This window comes from Bacillus thuringiensis, from assembly GCF_022095615.2.
Lineage (GTDB): Bacteria > Bacillota > Bacilli > Bacillales > Bacillaceae_G > Bacillus_A > Bacillus_A cereus_AG.
Genome location: NZ_CP155559.1, coordinates 2786873 through 2802916, shown reverse-complemented (window position 1 = coordinate 2802916; position 16044 = coordinate 2786873). Strand labels below are relative to the sequence as shown.

Genomic DNA, 16044 nt, shown 5'->3' with positions numbered 1-16044 from the left:
TATTTCTCAACATTTTAGACCTTTAAAAAGATTGAATATTCGTATTATAACGAATATTATGTTCCTATCGGCAAAAAAAACGATAATTTGCAACCACTGGGGAGGAAGAGCATTGAAAAAGAATAAGAAGTTAAAACCATTATCAGTTTTAGCAACAGCGGCAGTGCTAAGTAGTACGTTTGCTTTTGGAAGTCATGCAGCGTATGCTGATACGCCACCATCTCTACCAATAGATGAGCATTTAATACCTGAGGAGCGTTTGGCAGAAGCGCTGAAACAACGGGGAGTAATTGATCAATCTGCATCACAAGCCGAGACATCAAAGGCTGTCGAAAAATATGTTGAGAAAAAGAAAGGGGAAAACCCTGGAAAAGAAATCATGACAGGGGATAATCTTACGCAAGAAGCTTCAGATTTTTTGAAAAAAGTAAAAGATGCAAAAATGAAGGAAAATGAACAGGCGCAGCAACCCGAAGTAGGACCGGTAGCTGGACAAGGTGCAGGATTGAACCCTGGAAAATTAAATGGAAAAGTACCGACTACACCAGCGAAGCAAGCTGAGTACAATGGAGCTGTTCGAAAAGATAAAGTACTTGTTTTACTCGTAGAATTTAGCGATTTTAAGCATAATAATATTGATCAAGAACCGGGTTACATGTATTCTAAGGACTTTAATCGTGAACATTATCAAAAAATGTTATTTGGCGATGAGCCATTTACGTTATTTGATGGATCGAAGATTAATACATTTAAACAGTATTATGAAGAACAATCTGGTGGTAGCTACACAGTTGATGGAACTGTAACAGAATGGCTTACTGTTCCAGGAAAAGCGTCAGATTATGGTGCGGATGCGGGAACTGGTCATGATAACAAAGGTCCTTTAGGGCCACGTGATCTTGTAAAAGAAGCATTAAAAGCAGCGGTAGCAAAAGGGATAAATTTAGCAGATTATGACCAATTCGATCAATACGATCAAAATGGTGATGGAAATAAAAACGAGCCAGATGGAATTATTGACCACTTAATGGTTGTACATGCTGGCGTAGGTCAAGAAGCTGGTGGCGGTAAATTGAAAGATGATGCGATTTGGTCTCATCGTTCAAAACTAGGATCAAAGCCATATGCGATTGATGGTACGAAATCTTCTGTATCAAACTGGGGCGGAAAGATGGCTGCATATGATTATACAATTGAGCCTGAAGATGGAGCAGTTGGTGTGTTTGCGCATGAGTACGGTCATGATTTAGGATTACCAGATGAATATGATACAAAGTACTCTGGACAAGGTGAACCTGTTGAATCATGGTCTATTATGAGCGGCGGTAGCTGGGCTGGAAAAATTGCAGGCACAGAGCCAACAAGTTTCTCACCACAAAATAAAGAGTTTTTCCAAAAGAATATGAAGGGGAACTGGGCGAATATCGTTGAGGTGGATTATGATAAACTTCGCACAGGAATCGGTACTGCAACATATTTAGATCAAAGTGTTACAAAATCAAAACGACCAGGAATCGTTCGTGTTAACTTGCCAGACAAAGATATTAAAAATATCGAATCGGCATTTGGTAAGAAGTTTTACTACAGCACAAAAGGAAATGACATTCATACAACACTTGAGACACCAGTATTTGACTTAACAAATGCAACGGATGCTAAGTTCGATTATAAAGCATTCTACGAACTGGAAGCGAAGTATGATTTCCTTGACGTATATGCGATTGCAGAAGATGGAACGAAGACACGCATTGATAGAATGGGCGAAAAAGATGTAAAAGGCGGCGTGGATACAACGGATGGTAAGTGGGTTGATAAATCATACGATTTAAGCCAATTCAAAGGGAAAAAAGTAAAACTGCAATTTGAGTATGTAACAGATATTGCAGTAGCTTATAAAGGATTTGCATTAGATAATGCTGCATTAACTGTAAATGGCAAAGTTGTTTTCTCAGATGATGCAGAAGGCCAACCAGCAATGACATTAAAAGGGTTTACGGTGTCTAACGGATTTGAACAGAAGAAACATAACTACTATGTAGAGTGGAGAAATTACGCTGGTTCTGACACGGCGTTACAACATGCGCGTGGTCCAGTATTTAATACAGGAATGGTTGTATGGTATGCGGATCAAAGCTTTACAGATAACTGGGTAGGGGTTCATCCAGGTGAAGGATTCTTAGGAGTAGTAGATTCTCATCCAGAGGCAATCGTAGGGACATTAAACGGACAACCGACTGTGAAGAGCAGTACGCGTTATCAAATTGCTGATGCTGCATTCTCATTCGATCAAACGCCAGCATGGAGAGTAGATTCGCCAACTCGCGGTATCTTTGACTATAAAGGATTACCAGGTGTTGCGAAATTTGATGATTCTAAGCAGTACATCAATAGCATGATTCCAGATGCAGGACGTAAGTTACCGAAACTAGGATTAAAGTTTGAAGTAGTAGGTCAAGCAGAAGACAAGTCTGCAGGTGCAGTTTGGATCCATCGCTAAAATAAAATGAAAAGGAGCTGTCATAAGTCGGTGAAACTTGACTTGTGGCAGCTCTTTTTTTTTCTTGTGAAAAAGCTCTCTGTTTTTTATGTATTTATTGGGAAAAATAGAAGTTTCTTTTATAAATGAAATGTTCCATTTGTCCGATTATATAGGCTATTTTGGACGTAAGTAATTTGTAACTAATGAGTAAGAAAAAAGAGATTTTTATATTATATAATATTTATTACATCTACTTTTAACACCTGATACTAATAGTATGCTATAATGTGAATTAGCAACATAAAGGAAAGGAATTAGACCAATGACATTAGAAAATACTAAAAATTTAAAAAAACAAGTTGCTCCTTATGAAAAATCAACGATTAAAAAAAGTGTGTGGCAACTTATTAACACAATCGTACCTTTTATTATTTTATGGTACCTTGCTTATAAAAGTTTGTCCGTTTCTTATTGGTTATCATTAGTTCCATCTCTGTTAGCCGCTGGTTTTATGACACGGATTTTCATTATTTTTCATGATTGTACCCATTATTCATTCTTTAAAAGTCGACCTGCAAATAGAATAGTAGGGACATGTATGGGTGTGTTAACATTATTCCCGTTTGATCAATGGGGACATGAGCATTCTATTCATCACGCTACAAGTGGTAATTTGGATAAACGAGGTACAGGAGATATTTGGACGCTTACAGTGGATGAATATGTAGCTGCGCCATTTAGACTTCGTTTAGCATATCGTTTATATCGCAATCCATTTGTTATGTTTGGATTAGGTCCAATTTATGTTTTCTTGCTTAAAAATAGATTTAACCGAAAAGGTGCTAGACAGAAAGAACGTATGAATACTTATTTGACGAATATTATAATCGTTGCTTTAATAGCTATACTTTGCTGGGCAATTGGGTGGCAATCGTTTCTGTTAGTGCATGGTACGATATTCTTAATAGCAGGTTCAGTAGGAATTTGGCTGTTTTACGTACAGCACACATTCGAGGATTCTTATTTTGAAGAGGATAAAGATTGGGAATATGTGAAAGCGGCAGTGGAAGGAAGTTCATTTTATAAACTTCCAAAAATCTTGCAATTCCTAACTGGTAATATTGGATTCCATCATGTTCACCATTTAAGCCCAAGAGTACCTAATTATAAGCTAGAAGAAGCACACAATAATACGCTTCCGTTAAAAAATGTACCAACGATTACACTTGCTACAAGCTTACAATCACTTCGTTTCCGTCTTTGGGATGAGAAAAGTAACAATTTTGTTAGCTTTAAAGAATTCAAAAAAATAATTAAAAACAATGTTTCTGTTCGAGTGAAATCTGAACTATAATTTCATCGTATATAAAAAACTCTCCTTAATCATTTTCGATTTAAGGGGAGTTTTTGTTTAATTATTATATGACCGATATTGAGGAGGGGGGGAATGCTTATGTGTAGGTATAAATATAAAGAGACAGTAATTATGTTATGTAAACAAAATGAATCATTTTAATTTTTTATTATAGTGAAGGATATAGTGCATATATAATGGAAAGCAGGAAGTGGATGATAGTAATTATAAACACATACAACGTAATAAAATAATTTTTTCAAAAGGAAGGGGACATGAAAGATGTTGAAATTACAAGGGAAATACAATGAAGCAAAAGTATTTACGAATAACGTTGATGAGACTGCAACTGGGCAGATTATTGATCTTTGTAACCAAGAATTCGTAAAGGATAGTCAAATTCGTATTATGCCAGATACACATGCAGGAGCAGGTTGTACGATTGGGACAACAATGACAATACAAGATAAAATTGTTCCTAATCTTGTAGGGGTAGACATTGGTTGTGGTATGGAAGTTGTTGTGATTGATAAGAAAAAAGAAGAAATTAATTTCGATTACTTAGACGAAACGATTCGTAAATTTGTTCCAAGTGGTTTTCGTATCCGAGATAAAGAACATCGATTCTCAAAAATGATTGATTTTGATGGTGTGAAGGCCCCATATACATTACAACGAGCCCAAAAAAGTATAGGTACTCTTGGAGGAGGAAATCATTTCATTGAATTAAATGAAGATGATAAAGGAAATGTATATATTGTCATTCATAGTGGTTCTCGTAATTTAGGTAAACAAATAGCAGAGTATTACCAGAACTTCGCGTATGAACAACTCATTCATGTTACATCAATGAAAGATGAGATTATTAAGAGATTAACTAAAGAGGGGAGAGAAAAAGAAATACAAGAAACTTTACGTGGAATTAAGAAGCCACAGATTCGTAAAGAATTAGCTTATTTAGAAGGAAAAGGATTCAAAGATTATATGAATGACATGAATATAGCCCAAAAGTATGCTGAGTTCAATCGTAAAGCAATGATTGATGAAATTGTTACGAAAATGGATTGGAAAGTAACTGATCAATTTACTACAATACATAACTATATTGACATGGAAAATATGATTCTACGAAAAGGGGCTATTTCAGCTCAGAAAGATGAACGAGTAATTATTCCAATTAACATGCGAGATGGTTCAATTATTGCATTTGGTAAAGGTAATCCAGACTGGAACTTTTCTGGTCCGCATGGGGCAGGGCGTATCATGAGTCGTAAGAAGGCTAAAGAATTATTGAGTCTAGAGGACTTCCAAAATACGATGAAAGAGGTTTGGACTACATCGGTAGTAGAGAGCACAATTGATGAGGCACCAATGGCATACAAGCCAATGGATGAAATTATCGAAAATACAAAAGAAACAATAGATATAAAGCACATTATTAAGCCATTATATAATTTTAAAGCGAATTAGAAGGGAGAAATAAGCAGCCAGAAAAATTATTTTTCGTATCTTTTGTTTGGAAGCAATCTAATCTAGGGAAGTAGTTTCATTTTATGGCGGATGGGATAGAAAAAAGTCGATTTTCAGTGGAGTAAAGAAATCGACTTTTTTATTTATTTTGTTGAATGAAAGCAACCGTTACCTTAATAGCAAATGATTACAACCCATTATTTCTCCCAAAGCTCGATCAATCGACCTTCAGGATCTTTAATCCAAATAAACTTTCCGAACTCACTAATTTCTTCTTTCTTTTCAAGAGGTACACCAATATGTTCAAGATGCTGAATAGTCTCATTTAAATTATGTACTTCAAAATTTAACATCACTTGCTGTTCTATTGGAAAATAATTATCATTTTCGGTAAAGAAAGAAAAAATAGTCTCATTTCCTAATTGGGGTTTAATCACAGTCCCATTCCAATTTTCTATTTCAATTTTCAACACTTCACTGTACCATTTTTTTATAACATCAAGATTGTTAGTCCTCCAAAATATTCCCCCGAAACCTTTTATCATTGTAGATAACTCCTGTCTTTTTAAAATTTTAAGCAATATATATTCAATATATCAAAACAGTAACAGTAAGGAAAATCAATAACGTATAAAAAGTGGGAAATTCCAATTACTAGTATTGTAGTATTTACCGCATTATGGAAATCGGTATCACTTTTCAAAGAACTTGCAATCCAAGTAAAGGTATATAGTAATACTGACTCGTATGAGGTAATGAATGAAAAGGGAATAAAACAAATGACTATGATAAAAGACCGCATATGAAATGAAAGCCATGTGCGATCTTTTATATAAGTATAGTATTACATAGTCTCGATAATTTTAGTTTCACTACGAGTGTTAGTAGCAATTCTTTTCTTCACTTTAAAGTGATTGTAGGTGTAGCAAAAGATGATAAACGGTACAGTGCAATAGATTCCAAGTCGTTGTTCAGGGATAAAGATAAGACTAATTAATATAATGCCATACAATCCAAAGCCAAGAATAGGTACAAGAGGATAAAGTGGAGTTTTGAATGTTAAGTCTTGTAATTTTCCACCTTCGGCTAAATAATGTTTACGGAAAAAGAATTGAGAAACACAAATTGACATCCAAACAATGATAGTTATGACGCCAGAAATGGAAATTAACCATAAGTAAACTGTTTCGGCAGTTACAACGCTCGTCAAAAGAGAAAAAGCAGAAATAGCGATCGTCATAATTAAAGCGTTTAAAGGGATTCCTCGTGAGGAGAATTTCTTTAGAAAGGCAGGAGCCACTTCATTTTACAAGCTTACGTTCACTTCGCTTCCGTCTTTGGGATGAGAAAAGTAACAATTTTGTTAGCTTTAAAGAAGTCAAAAATATAATTAAAAATAATGTTTCTGTTCGGGTGAAATCTGAACTATAATTTTATCGTTTATAAAAGACTCTCCTTAATTCTTTTTATTTAAGGAGAGTTTTTATTTAAATAATAGTTTTTATGAGGGGAGTTCAAATCCTAAGTGGAGTTTAATTACAGCCATAGTTTAATTTTCAGGTAATTAAAAAAGAAAAGTCAATATTTTTTTGTTCGCGCTTACAAATTATTATCAGTGGTATATTTTTATTTTTAGAAAATTGAATAAACAGATTGATTTCATTTCAAATTTTTGTTAAATTGATAGGTAATTGAGCGAACTAGCATATTACAAGTCAAGTTGAGGTGAGTTATGGTACAGTCCATTGATAGAGCGATAAGTATTATAAAGTTGTTAAATTCTACAAATGAAAAAGAGTATTGGGCTATTTCTGATATTGCGGATAGAACACATCTCCCAGTTAGTACAGTACATAGGTTGCTTAACTCTTTAATCGAGCATGGGTTAGTCATGCAAATTTCAGAAACGAAACAGTACAAAATTGGGCCAATGTGGATGGAAATAGGATTACGTCAACTGGAGAAAGTAGACTACAGATCAGTTGCAAGAGAAGTGATGAAGCGGTTAGCCTCTGAAGTGAAAGAAAGTGTTTATTTGAACATTCCAAATGGAACACATTCTATTATCATTGAAAGAATGGATAGCCCTTTAAAAATTCGAGTTATTGATAACTTAGGGGAACAAATTCCACTTTCAATTGGTGCCGCAAATAAAACGATGCTGGCCAATATGAAAACGAATGAAATGGAACATATTGTAGAACATTTACTTTCTTCATTACCAGAACAAAAGCACATTCTTTTAGATCAAATAAAGCAAATAAAAACTGAAGGATATGCGGTAAGTTATGGTGAAAAAACAGAAGGGACAGCTTCAGTAGCTGCACCTATTATCGGATTTAATCATAAAGTAGTAGGAGCATTAAGTGTTGGGTTAATTAGTCATCGTATAAATGATGATCGACTATCTTTTCTTATTAGTAAGGTAAAACAAGCAGCTCATGAAATATCAATAAAAATCGGCAGTACATCAGAACTATAATTTTGATAACTGTCGTCATTTTTTATTCATATACTGGAATTCAATTTCATAATGCGGAAAAATAGGGGGATTTATATGTCAAAGTGGCAATCAAAAAAACAATTGATTCAATTATTAAGCAGTCTTGTTGAAATTCCTAGTATTACAGGTACAGAAGCTGAAGTGATATTGCCAGACTTTGTTGTGGAACAATTATCTGATTTACAGTACTTCAAAGAAAACCCGCATCATTTGCAAAAAAATCCGACGGGGGACGGACGATTTTTTGTTACAGCCCTAGTAAAGAAAAGCGATAGTACGAAAAATACAGTAATTCTAGTTAGTCACTTTGATGTTGTAGATGTACAAGATTACGGAGTGTGGAAAGAAGATGCATTCAATCCTAAAAAGTTAACGTCTATGTTTTATTCTCATAAAGATGAATTACCAGATCAAGTACGTGAAGATATAGAACAAGGAGATTGGCTGTTTGGCAGAGGAACAATGGATATGAAATGCGGCCTCGCATTACAAATGGCAATGATTGAGCAAGCCTGTGAAGGAAGGTTTGACGGGAATGTTCTTTTATTAGCCGTTCCAGATGAAGAAGTAAATTCTGTAGGGATGAGGGCTGCTGTTCCAAGACTACTAGAGTTAGCAGGAGAACATAACTTGGATTATAAAACGGTATTAAATTCAGAGCCTATGTTTTCACGACATCCTGGTGACCAAAATAAGTATATTTATACTGGTTCTATTGGTAAAGTGTTACCTGGATTTCTTTGCTATGGTAAAGAAACACATGTGGGTGAACCATTTGCAGGCTTAAATGGGAGTTATATGGCTGCTTTATTAACGGCTGAATTAGAATTGAATACGGACCTTTGTGATGTTGTAGAAGGAGAAGCAAGTCCTCCCCCAACTAACTTACTTCAACGTGATTTAAAGGAGGATTATTCTGTACAAATTCCGCATCGTGCAGTCACATTATTCAATTTGTTTTTACTGGAAAAAACGATGACAGATGTCGTTTCATTGTTACGTCAAAAAGTAACGAAAGTAGCAGAGAAAATAGAAGAATCATACGAGAAGCAAGCATATCGTTTTTCTAAATATAATCCGTTTATACCGCCTAATATGAAAGTAAATATATTAACGTATGAAGAGCTTATCGCTTATGCAATTGAACAACATGGGCAAGAGAAAATAGATGATATTCAATCTAGTATAATCAAAAATAGAGAAGATAAAGATGATCGTGCGGTAACAATTGATTTAGTGGATAAACTAGCTATTTTATGTAAAGAAAAGGCTCCGATGATTGTACTTTTCTTTGCTCCGCCATATTATCCAGCAGTAAGTTCACGCAACAACTCGTTAATTAAAGAAGTAGTTGCAGAAATGGAAAAGTATGCTCACTACAATCATAATATTACATTTGAAAACCAAAACTATTTTGGAGGAATTTCAGATTTGAGCTATGTGGGCTTACAGAATCCACTAGATTCAATGAGTTCACTTGTAGACAATATGCCATTATGGGATAAAGGTTATTCGATTCCACTTCAGGATCTAGAAGAGTTTGACGTTCCGGTATTAAATATGGGGCCGGTAGGAAAAGATGCACATCAATGGACAGAACGTTTAGATGTAAATTACGCATTTGAAACGCTATTAGATATGTTACCGAAATGCATTGAAAAATTATTAGTTTCTAATAAAATTACACAATCATAGTAGGGAATAAGGAAGGGATAAAACTAAAATCTCAAAAGAAGATATAAATAAAATTATTGTAATATAATCAAAAGAACGGACAAACTCAAGTATCTATGAGTTTGTCCATTTATTATTTAGTGAACACCGGAGAGTATGTAATCCACTATTTTCTAGTTGAACTCATGTGAATTTATAGCTAACGTAACCTCTTTTATCGTTTTACTTTTTCGTTTGACCAGACAGTTCAACAGACTTTTGCGTACAGCGCTGCATTGCTGAAATAATTGCAGTTCGTAATCCTTTTTCCTCTAATGTTGCTACAGCTTCTATCGTTGTTCCACCAGGAGAACAAACCATATCTTTCAATTCACCTGGATGAATGCCTGTTTCTAGTACCATTTTTGCAGAGCCTAACACAGCTTGAGCAGCGAATTTATATGCTTGATTTCTAGGCATACCATCTAATACAGCTGCATCTGCCATCGCTTCTATAATCATATATACGTATGCTGGCGACGAACCACTTACAGATGTTACAACGTCCATTAATTTTTCGCTTACGATTTCTGCTTGACCAAAGCTAGTGAAAATGTTTAGCACATCTTCTAAGTCTTTTTCTGTCACCATTTCATTAGGGCATAAAGCAGACATACCTTCTCCAACGAGAGCAGGGGTATTAGGCATTACTCGTACAACTTTTAACTTTTTATCAAAAGAATCCTCTGTACTTTTGATGTTTTTTCCAGCAGCGATCGTTACGACAATAACGTCATTTTTTATCACATCTTTTATTTCGTTAATTACTGATGCGTATAAGTCTGGTTTAATTGATAAAATTAAAATATCAGCATTTTTAGCTACTTCATTGTTGTCAGTAGTTGTAGTTAGCCTATATTTTTCGTTAGCATGTTTTAAATTCGTAGTGTTTAAATCCGAACAAATAATATTATTTGCAGACACTATCTTTTTGTTTAGCATCCCGCCAATGATAGCCATTCCCATATTCCCGCAACCGATAAATCCAATTTGTTTATCCATAATAACTTAATCTTGCTCCTTTTATAATAAATTATATCATTTTGAAATTGCTATCTTAAAATAACAATAACATCTTTATGTAATATAAAGAAACATTCTAAGAGAATATATTCCTTTTTGCAACAGTAAAAGATAAAAATCAATTATATTCGATATTATGTAAATATATACACTTTAATTTGAGGTTTTATATTTAAGTATATGTGTTAGACTTATATCGATTTGTATTTTCATTCATTAGGACAATAATTTCATACAAATAACTTGCGGCTCTATTTATTTTTAAAAATACCACTTGACACCAAATTGAACTATATCGCATAATATAAAAAAATCAGATCGAAAATCGTTGAAGGGAAATAGTACATATGTCTTCTTGCGAAAGAGAGTGGAATTCACCGGCTGAAAGATTCCTCGTATAGAATATATCGAACCTATCCCTGAGTCTTAAATGAAAGTTTAGGCGTTCGCCTGCGTTATAGGCGCCAAGTGGATATCTATGTATATCAATTAAGGTGGTACCGCGGAACAATGACCGTTTCGTCCTTTTTATTTTATTAAGGGCGAAGCGGTCATTTTTATTTTGCCCTTAAATAGGCTAGGTACAGCACTGATGAGAATAGAAGTGTAATTTATAAAAAACTTTGATTTTAGACTTGGGGGATATAAAAGTGAAAAAACAACGCATTGTTGTAAAGATTGGGAGCAGTTCCTTGGCAGATAGTCACGGAGGCATTTCTAAAGAACAGCTTTCAGATCACGTTGCCGCATTGGCTCGACTGAAAGAAGAAGGGCATGAAGTTTTGTTAATTACATCTGGGGCCGTCGCTGCAGGTTTTTGTGCTCTAGGGTATCCTAGTAGACCTGTAACAATTAAAGGGAAACAGGCAGCTGCGGCTGTCGGACAAAGTTTGTTAATGCAGGCGTACACGGAAGAATTCCGTAAATATGGTATCGTTACTGCGCAACTATTGCTGACGAGAAGTGATTTTTCTAGAAAAGAACAATATAGTAACGCTTACGCTACTTTAGGAGAGTTACTAAACCGTTCTGCTCTTCCAATCATTAATGAAAATGATTCCATCTCTTTAGAGGAGCTAACGTTTGGTGATAATGATATGCTTTCAGCTTTAGTAAGTGGGCTTGTTTCGGCGGATATGCTTATGATTTTTACGGATGTGAATGGTTTATATGACAAAAATCCTCAGAAAAATGAGGATGCGAAAAAATATTATTTCCTTCCTGAAGTTACAGAAGAAATCGTTTCACTTGCTGGAGATGCTGGTTCAAAACTTGGGACTGGCGGTATGAAATCAAAAATCGATGCTGCGAAGACGGCACTTTCTCTTGGTGTGAGTGTATTTATTGGAACAGGACGTGGACAAGAGAAGTTTGTAGATGTTTTGAAGGGCAAAGGTGATGGAACGTATATCGGTAATGCTCCTCAAAAAGAAATGAAGATGAACAAGCAATGGATCGCCTTACATTCACTTGTTAGCGGACAAATTGAAATAGACGCAGGAGCAGCTACTGCTATCATTCAGCATGGTAAGAGTCTTCTTCCTGCTGGCGTTACGAATGTGGCAGGATTTTTCAAAGTTGGCGAAGTCGTAGAAGTAATGACGCAACAAGGACGCGTAATAGGGAAAGGCCAATGCACATATAGCGCAGAGGAACTAAGAGATTTAAAAGGTATGCAAAGCCAAGATATTCAAGCAAGAGGCGAAAGGCATAGTTATGAAGTCATCCATAGGGATTATTGGGTTTCATTTTAAGAATAGAGATCAAAAAGGAGGAAATAAAAATGAATGAAGTGTTGGCAAAGGGAAAAAAAGCGAAAGAAATTGCTAGAGAACTTGTACTAAAATCTACAAGTCAAAAAAACGAAGCACTTGCTGCACTTGCTGAAAGGCTAATAGTAGAAACAGCTTATATTTTAGAGGAAAACAAACGGGATATTGAAGAAGGTAAGGCAAGAGGATTTTCCGATTCTCTTCTTGATCGTCTTATGCTGACTGAACAGCGTATCATTGATATGACAGAGGGGATTAAGCAGCTAATTGCTTTACGTGATCCTGTCGGAGAATGTGTAAGTGCATGGGAACGACCAAATGGACTATCTATTCAGGAGATGCGTGTACCACTTGGTGTTGTTGGAATGATTTACGAGGCAAGGCCGAATGTAACAGTAGATGCTGCTACAATTTGTTTGAAAACAGGAAACGCAGTCATTTTACGTGGTAGTTCTTCTGCTATCAATTCTAACAAAGCCATCGTTGCCGTTATTCACCGAGCGCTCAAAGAAACAAGCTTGCCTCCAGAAAGTGTACAGCTTATAGAAGATACAACGCGGGATAGTGCAAAGCAGTTGTTTACAATGAATGATTATCTAGACGTTCTTATTCCAAGAGGAGGCAAACAATTAATTGATACGGTAGTGAGAGAAGCGTCTGTTCCGGTACTTGAAACAGGTGCAGGAAATTGTCATATTTTCATTGATGAAACAGCGAATAAACAAATGGCAATTGATATTATTATTAATGCAAAAACGCAGCGTCCATCTGTATGTAATGCGATTGAAACGATTGTGCTTCATGAGAAGTGGGCGCAGCAATATGGTAGCGAGCTGTTTTCTTCTTTGAAGGAAAGAGGCGTGGAATTACGTGGTGATCAGAAAGCACTGGCAATTGATTCTTCAATTGTACTTGCTTCAGAAGAAGACTGGGAAACAGAATTTTTATCACTCACGCTGGCAGTTAAAGTAGTTTCTTCTATAGAAGAAGCAATTCATCACATAAATACGTATGGATCTATGCATTCTGAAGCGATTATTACAGAGGATGAGGAAAACGTCAATAAGTTCTTCACATCTGTTGATGCGGCTGCACTGTATCATAATGCATCAACTCGTTTTACTGATGGATCTGAATTCGGATTCGGCGCAGAAATTGGCATCAGTACACAAAAACTACACGTAAGGGGACCAATGGGACTTCCTGCATTAACTTCTACAAAATATGTGATTCGTGGAAATGGTCAGATTCGATAATAATAAAAGACACTCAATTTGCTTGGGTGTCTTTTGTTTTAAAGAGTATTTACCATACAAAAAGCCCAACGAGCATAGCGCTTAATAAGGAAACTGCCATTCCGCTAACAAGAAGCTTCCAAACATTTTTACCGATTATGGATGATTTTTCTCCGCCAAATAATGAATTGTAAGTTCCGTAAATCATACCTACTGTACTAAAGTTAGCAAAAGAAGCTAGAAATGTCGTCGCAACCGCAATCGTATGTGGTTGTAAAGATTTTAGGTTCGATTTTAAATCCATCATTGCAACAAATTCATTCGTCGTTATTTTAATCCCCATTAGTTCAGCTACATACATAGCATCACTGCCCGATAAACCGAGTAAAAAAGCGAAAGGACTAAAGATAATGGAGAAGATTTTTTGAATTGTTAAACCTGTTATAAAAAATCCTAAAATCCCATTTAAACATGCTGTTAAAGCTACATATCCAATTACCATAGCTAAAATAACGATAACCATATTCATCCCGACTAACATACTGTTTGAAATAGTAGAAAAGAAATCCTTTTTTTCATGTTTTGAAGGTGTATATACGACATCTTCTTCTTTCGAAACTTCCACAGGATTTAATACATTGGCTAAAATTAATGCGTTAATACAGTTTAATGGAATTGCGCTGAAAATATATGTTGCCGGCACCATTGATAAATAAGCACCGAGAATGGATCCGCTGACGCTACTCATACTCATAATTCCGAAAGTCAGCAAACGATTTTCTTTTAAAACAGATAATTGATCACGAACAACTGCAAGTGCTTCCGTATTTCCTAAAAACATCATTTGAATGGAAAAGAAGCTTTCTAACTTTGGCAAACGAGAAATCTTTGAAATAACTGCACCTACTTTATCAATAATCCAAGTTAAGATTCCGAAATAAGATAAAATATCGAAAAAAGTAATAACAAAAATGATAGGAAGTAATGCACTAAAGAAGAAATCAATGTGTGGACTGTCCATAGCTGAAGGAAATGCAAATCGAATTCCTTCATTCGCACATGCCAGTAGCCAACTGAAAAATGACGCAATTTTATTAATGATAATACTGCCGAGCTTCGTGCCTAACATAAACCATGTAATAAAGAGTTCCAATATGATTAGAATAACGATCGGTCTCCATTTTATATGTTTTTTATTAGGCGAACATAGAAAAACGATTAATATGACAACGAAAATCCCTAACATATTTAATATGAAATGCATCTCAACAACTCCTTGAGAGTTATTATTTGTATATAAAAAAGCTCCTATTCTTCCTAATTTAGAATGAGTGTATTTCAATTTATATTTTTATGAATTCTAAAAAATTAGAAGGGATAATTCGATAAAAATAGAATTTAATTTATAACAAACAAGGAGGGGATGGAATGGAAGTCTTTCACGTAACGAGTAGAAAGAGGGAAACGTACAACGTTCAAATAAAGTATTCGATACTTTTCGAATGTTCACTAGGCATTGCAGCAATTACTCATAAGAGATTAATCGATACTCTTGAAAAGTCTCAAAGTGAATGGGAAGAAATTAGACAATCATTAACAGAAGAAATGAGAGAGCACTTACAGTTTGTTGAAGAGCATAATACGTGGAAAGCATTGCTTCAGTTATTGTATGAAGGAGAATTTCAGGATTTATCACAGTTTCATGCTAAAATCGATTCGATTTCAGAAGAAGATTTGAAGTATATATGTTTACCATTTTTAGGCGAGAAGTATGAAGAGAAAAGACATTTAGCAGCAAGTGGAGACGTAATTGCAATACATGAACTAATGGAACTGACACATGATCATCCGTTTTTCTCCGCGTATATTCGTTTTATATGTGATGTTCATGTACAATTGCTGAAATCTCATTTAATCGCTGTTATGACAGGGTGGTATGAGAGTGTTATTCAGAGAGAGGAAGAGCAAATACTAACAATATTAAAACGAGATTATGAAGCGAAAAATGAAATGAATAAAAAGATGAAACCAGAAGAGTTTGTCGAGTGGGCGACTGGCGGTGTGAACTATATGCCAGAACCAAGTGTTCACAACGTACTTCTTATCCCACAAATGACATACAGACCGTGGAATATTGAGGCGGATATTGAAGATACGAAAGTATTTCATTACCCAGTAGCAAACGAAAGCATCCATCCTGAAGATCCGTATGAACCGAATTATTTTTTAGTCCAAAAACATAAAGCACTCGGGGACGAAGCGAGATTACGTATTGTAAAAATGTTGTTTGAAAAAGAACGAACATTGCAGGAAATAACGGAGAGGCTGCAACTTGGTAAATCGACTGTACACCATCATTTGAAATTGTTACGTGCAGCGAAGTTAGTGGATATACATGACGGGAAATATGTATTAAGAAAGAAAGCAGTACAGTCTTTAGCGAAAGAATTAGATCTGTTTTTGAATAGATAATTAACAACGAGAATGTACATAAA

The 16044-nt window shown here is 35.2% G+C and carries 11 protein-coding genes, 2 pseudogenes and 1 other annotated feature; of the genes and pseudogenes, 9 read left to right on the top strand and 4 right to left on the bottom strand.

All coding sequences use genetic code 11. The annotated features are described in order from the left end of the window. Window positions 1-112 precede the first annotated feature (112 nt). From KZZ19_RS14550 to KZZ19_RS14540, 3 genes are all read left to right on the top strand, one after another. Window positions 113-2497 carry an immune inhibitor A domain-containing protein gene (locus tag KZZ19_RS14550; protein ID WP_237980114.1) on the top strand — a complete coding sequence of 795 codons (2385 nt, stop codon included), beginning with the start codon at window positions 113-115 and terminating at the stop codon, window positions 2495-2497. A 304-nt stretch (window positions 2498-2801) separates the two neighbouring features. Beyond that, entirely contained in the window at window positions 2802-3833 is a 1032-nt protein-coding gene (locus tag KZZ19_RS14545; protein WP_140392480.1) for a fatty acid desaturase, read from the top strand. A gap of 282 nt (window positions 3834-4115) precedes the next feature. Next, window positions 4116-5303, top strand: coding sequence for an RtcB family protein (locus KZZ19_RS14540; RefSeq protein ID WP_237980115.1), 1188 nt, complete (start codon window positions 4116-4118; stop codon window positions 5301-5303). 197 nt (window positions 5304-5500) lie between these two features. Here KZZ19_RS14540 and KZZ19_RS14535 read toward each other — a convergent pair whose 3' ends face one another. After that, complete coding sequence (locus KZZ19_RS14535; RefSeq protein WP_087981015.1) at window positions 5501-5848, bottom strand: VOC family protein; 348 nt, start codon at window positions 5846-5848, stop codon at window positions 5501-5503. A 299-nt stretch (window positions 5849-6147) separates the two neighbouring features. Further along, window positions 6148-6609, bottom strand: a pseudogene (locus tag KZZ19_RS14530) (amino acid permease); the annotation flags it as partial. A gap of 2 nt (window positions 6610-6611) precedes the next feature. On the opposite strand from KZZ19_RS14530, the pseudogene KZZ19_RS14525 reads away from it, so the two are divergent. The 3 genes and pseudogenes from KZZ19_RS14525 to KZZ19_RS14515 all read left to right on the top strand — a co-directional run. Next, window positions 6612-6734 (top strand): annotated as a pseudogene (locus tag KZZ19_RS14525) (fatty acid desaturase); the annotation flags it as partial. 301 nt (window positions 6735-7035) lie between these two features. Then, window positions 7036-7785 carry an IclR family transcriptional regulator gene (locus KZZ19_RS14520; protein WP_237980116.1) on the top strand — a complete coding sequence of 250 codons (750 nt, stop codon included), beginning with the start codon at window positions 7036-7038 and terminating at the stop codon, window positions 7783-7785. A gap of 51 nt (window positions 7786-7836) precedes the next feature. After that, window positions 7837-9501 (top strand): M20/M25/M40 family metallo-hydrolase, encoded by a 1665-nt coding sequence (locus tag KZZ19_RS14515; protein ID WP_237980118.1) that lies wholly within the window; start codon window positions 7837-7839, stop codon window positions 9499-9501. A gap of 201 nt (window positions 9502-9702) precedes the next feature. On the opposite strand, the gene proC is transcribed toward KZZ19_RS14515, so the two are convergent. Then, entirely contained in the window at window positions 9703-10521 is an 819-nt protein-coding gene (gene proC / locus KZZ19_RS14510; protein WP_088096783.1) for a pyrroline-5-carboxylate reductase, read from the bottom strand. 340 nt (window positions 10522-10861) lie between these two features. Continuing rightward, window positions 10862-11072: a binding site (T-box leader), on the top strand. 120 nt (window positions 11073-11192) lie between these two features. On the opposite strand from proC, the gene proB reads away from it, so the two are divergent. Both proB and KZZ19_RS14500 read left to right on the top strand, forming a co-directional pair. Beyond that, window positions 11193-12296 carry a glutamate 5-kinase gene (gene proB / locus KZZ19_RS14505; RefSeq protein WP_098341705.1) on the top strand — a complete coding sequence of 368 codons (1104 nt, stop codon included), beginning with the start codon at window positions 11193-11195 and terminating at the stop codon, window positions 12294-12296. A gap of 29 nt (window positions 12297-12325) precedes the next feature. Further along, a complete protein-coding gene (locus KZZ19_RS14500; RefSeq protein ID WP_088096781.1) occupies window positions 12326-13570 on the top strand; it encodes a glutamate-5-semialdehyde dehydrogenase in 1245 nt (414 codons plus the stop codon). Window positions 13571-13619: 49 nt separating this feature from the next. On the opposite strand, the gene KZZ19_RS14495 is transcribed toward KZZ19_RS14500, so the two are convergent. Next, window positions 13620-14813 carry a NupC/NupG family nucleoside CNT transporter gene (locus KZZ19_RS14495; RefSeq protein ID WP_237980119.1) on the bottom strand — a complete coding sequence of 398 codons (1194 nt, stop codon included), beginning with the start codon at window positions 14811-14813 and terminating at the stop codon, window positions 13620-13622. Between the two features lie 164 nt (window positions 14814-14977). Between KZZ19_RS14495 and KZZ19_RS14490 the strand changes: the two genes are divergently transcribed. Then, on the top strand, window positions 14978-16021 hold the full coding sequence (locus KZZ19_RS14490) for an ArsR/SmtB family transcription factor (protein ID WP_237980121.1): 1044 nt from the start codon (window positions 14978-14980) through the stop codon (window positions 16019-16021). The last annotated feature ends 23 nt before the right edge of the window (window positions 16022-16044 follow it).

What these genes read in the sequence shown, in the direction of transcription:
- KZZ19_RS14545 (WP_140392480.1), top strand. Translation starts at nt 2,802, where the DNA reads ATGACATTAGAAAATACTAAAAATTTAAAAAAACAAGTTGCTCCTTAT.
- KZZ19_RS14540 (WP_237980115.1), top strand. Translation starts at nt 4,116, where the DNA reads ATGTTGAAATTACAAGGGAAATACAATGAAGCAAAAGTATTTACGAAT.
- KZZ19_RS14535 (WP_087981015.1), bottom strand. Translation starts at nt 5,848, where the DNA reads ATGATAAAAGGTTTCGGGGGAATATTTTGGAGGACTAACAATCTTGAT.
- KZZ19_RS14520 (WP_237980116.1), top strand. Translation starts at nt 7,036, where the DNA reads ATGGTACAGTCCATTGATAGAGCGATAAGTATTATAAAGTTGTTAAAT.
- KZZ19_RS14515 (WP_237980118.1), top strand. Translation starts at nt 7,837, where the DNA reads ATGCGGAAAAATAGGGGGATTTATATGTCAAAGTGGCAATCAAAAAAA.
- proC (WP_088096783.1), bottom strand. Translation starts at nt 10,521, where the DNA reads ATGGATAAACAAATTGGATTTATCGGTTGCGGGAATATGGGAATGGCT.
- KZZ19_RS14500 (WP_088096781.1), top strand. Translation starts at nt 12,326, where the DNA reads ATGAATGAAGTGTTGGCAAAGGGAAAAAAAGCGAAAGAAATTGCTAGA.
- KZZ19_RS14495 (WP_237980119.1), bottom strand. Translation starts at nt 14,813, where the DNA reads ATGCATTTCATATTAAATATGTTAGGGATTTTCGTTGTCATATTAATC.
- KZZ19_RS14490 (WP_237980121.1), top strand. Translation starts at nt 14,978, where the DNA reads ATGGAAGTCTTTCACGTAACGAGTAGAAAGAGGGAAACGTACAACGTT.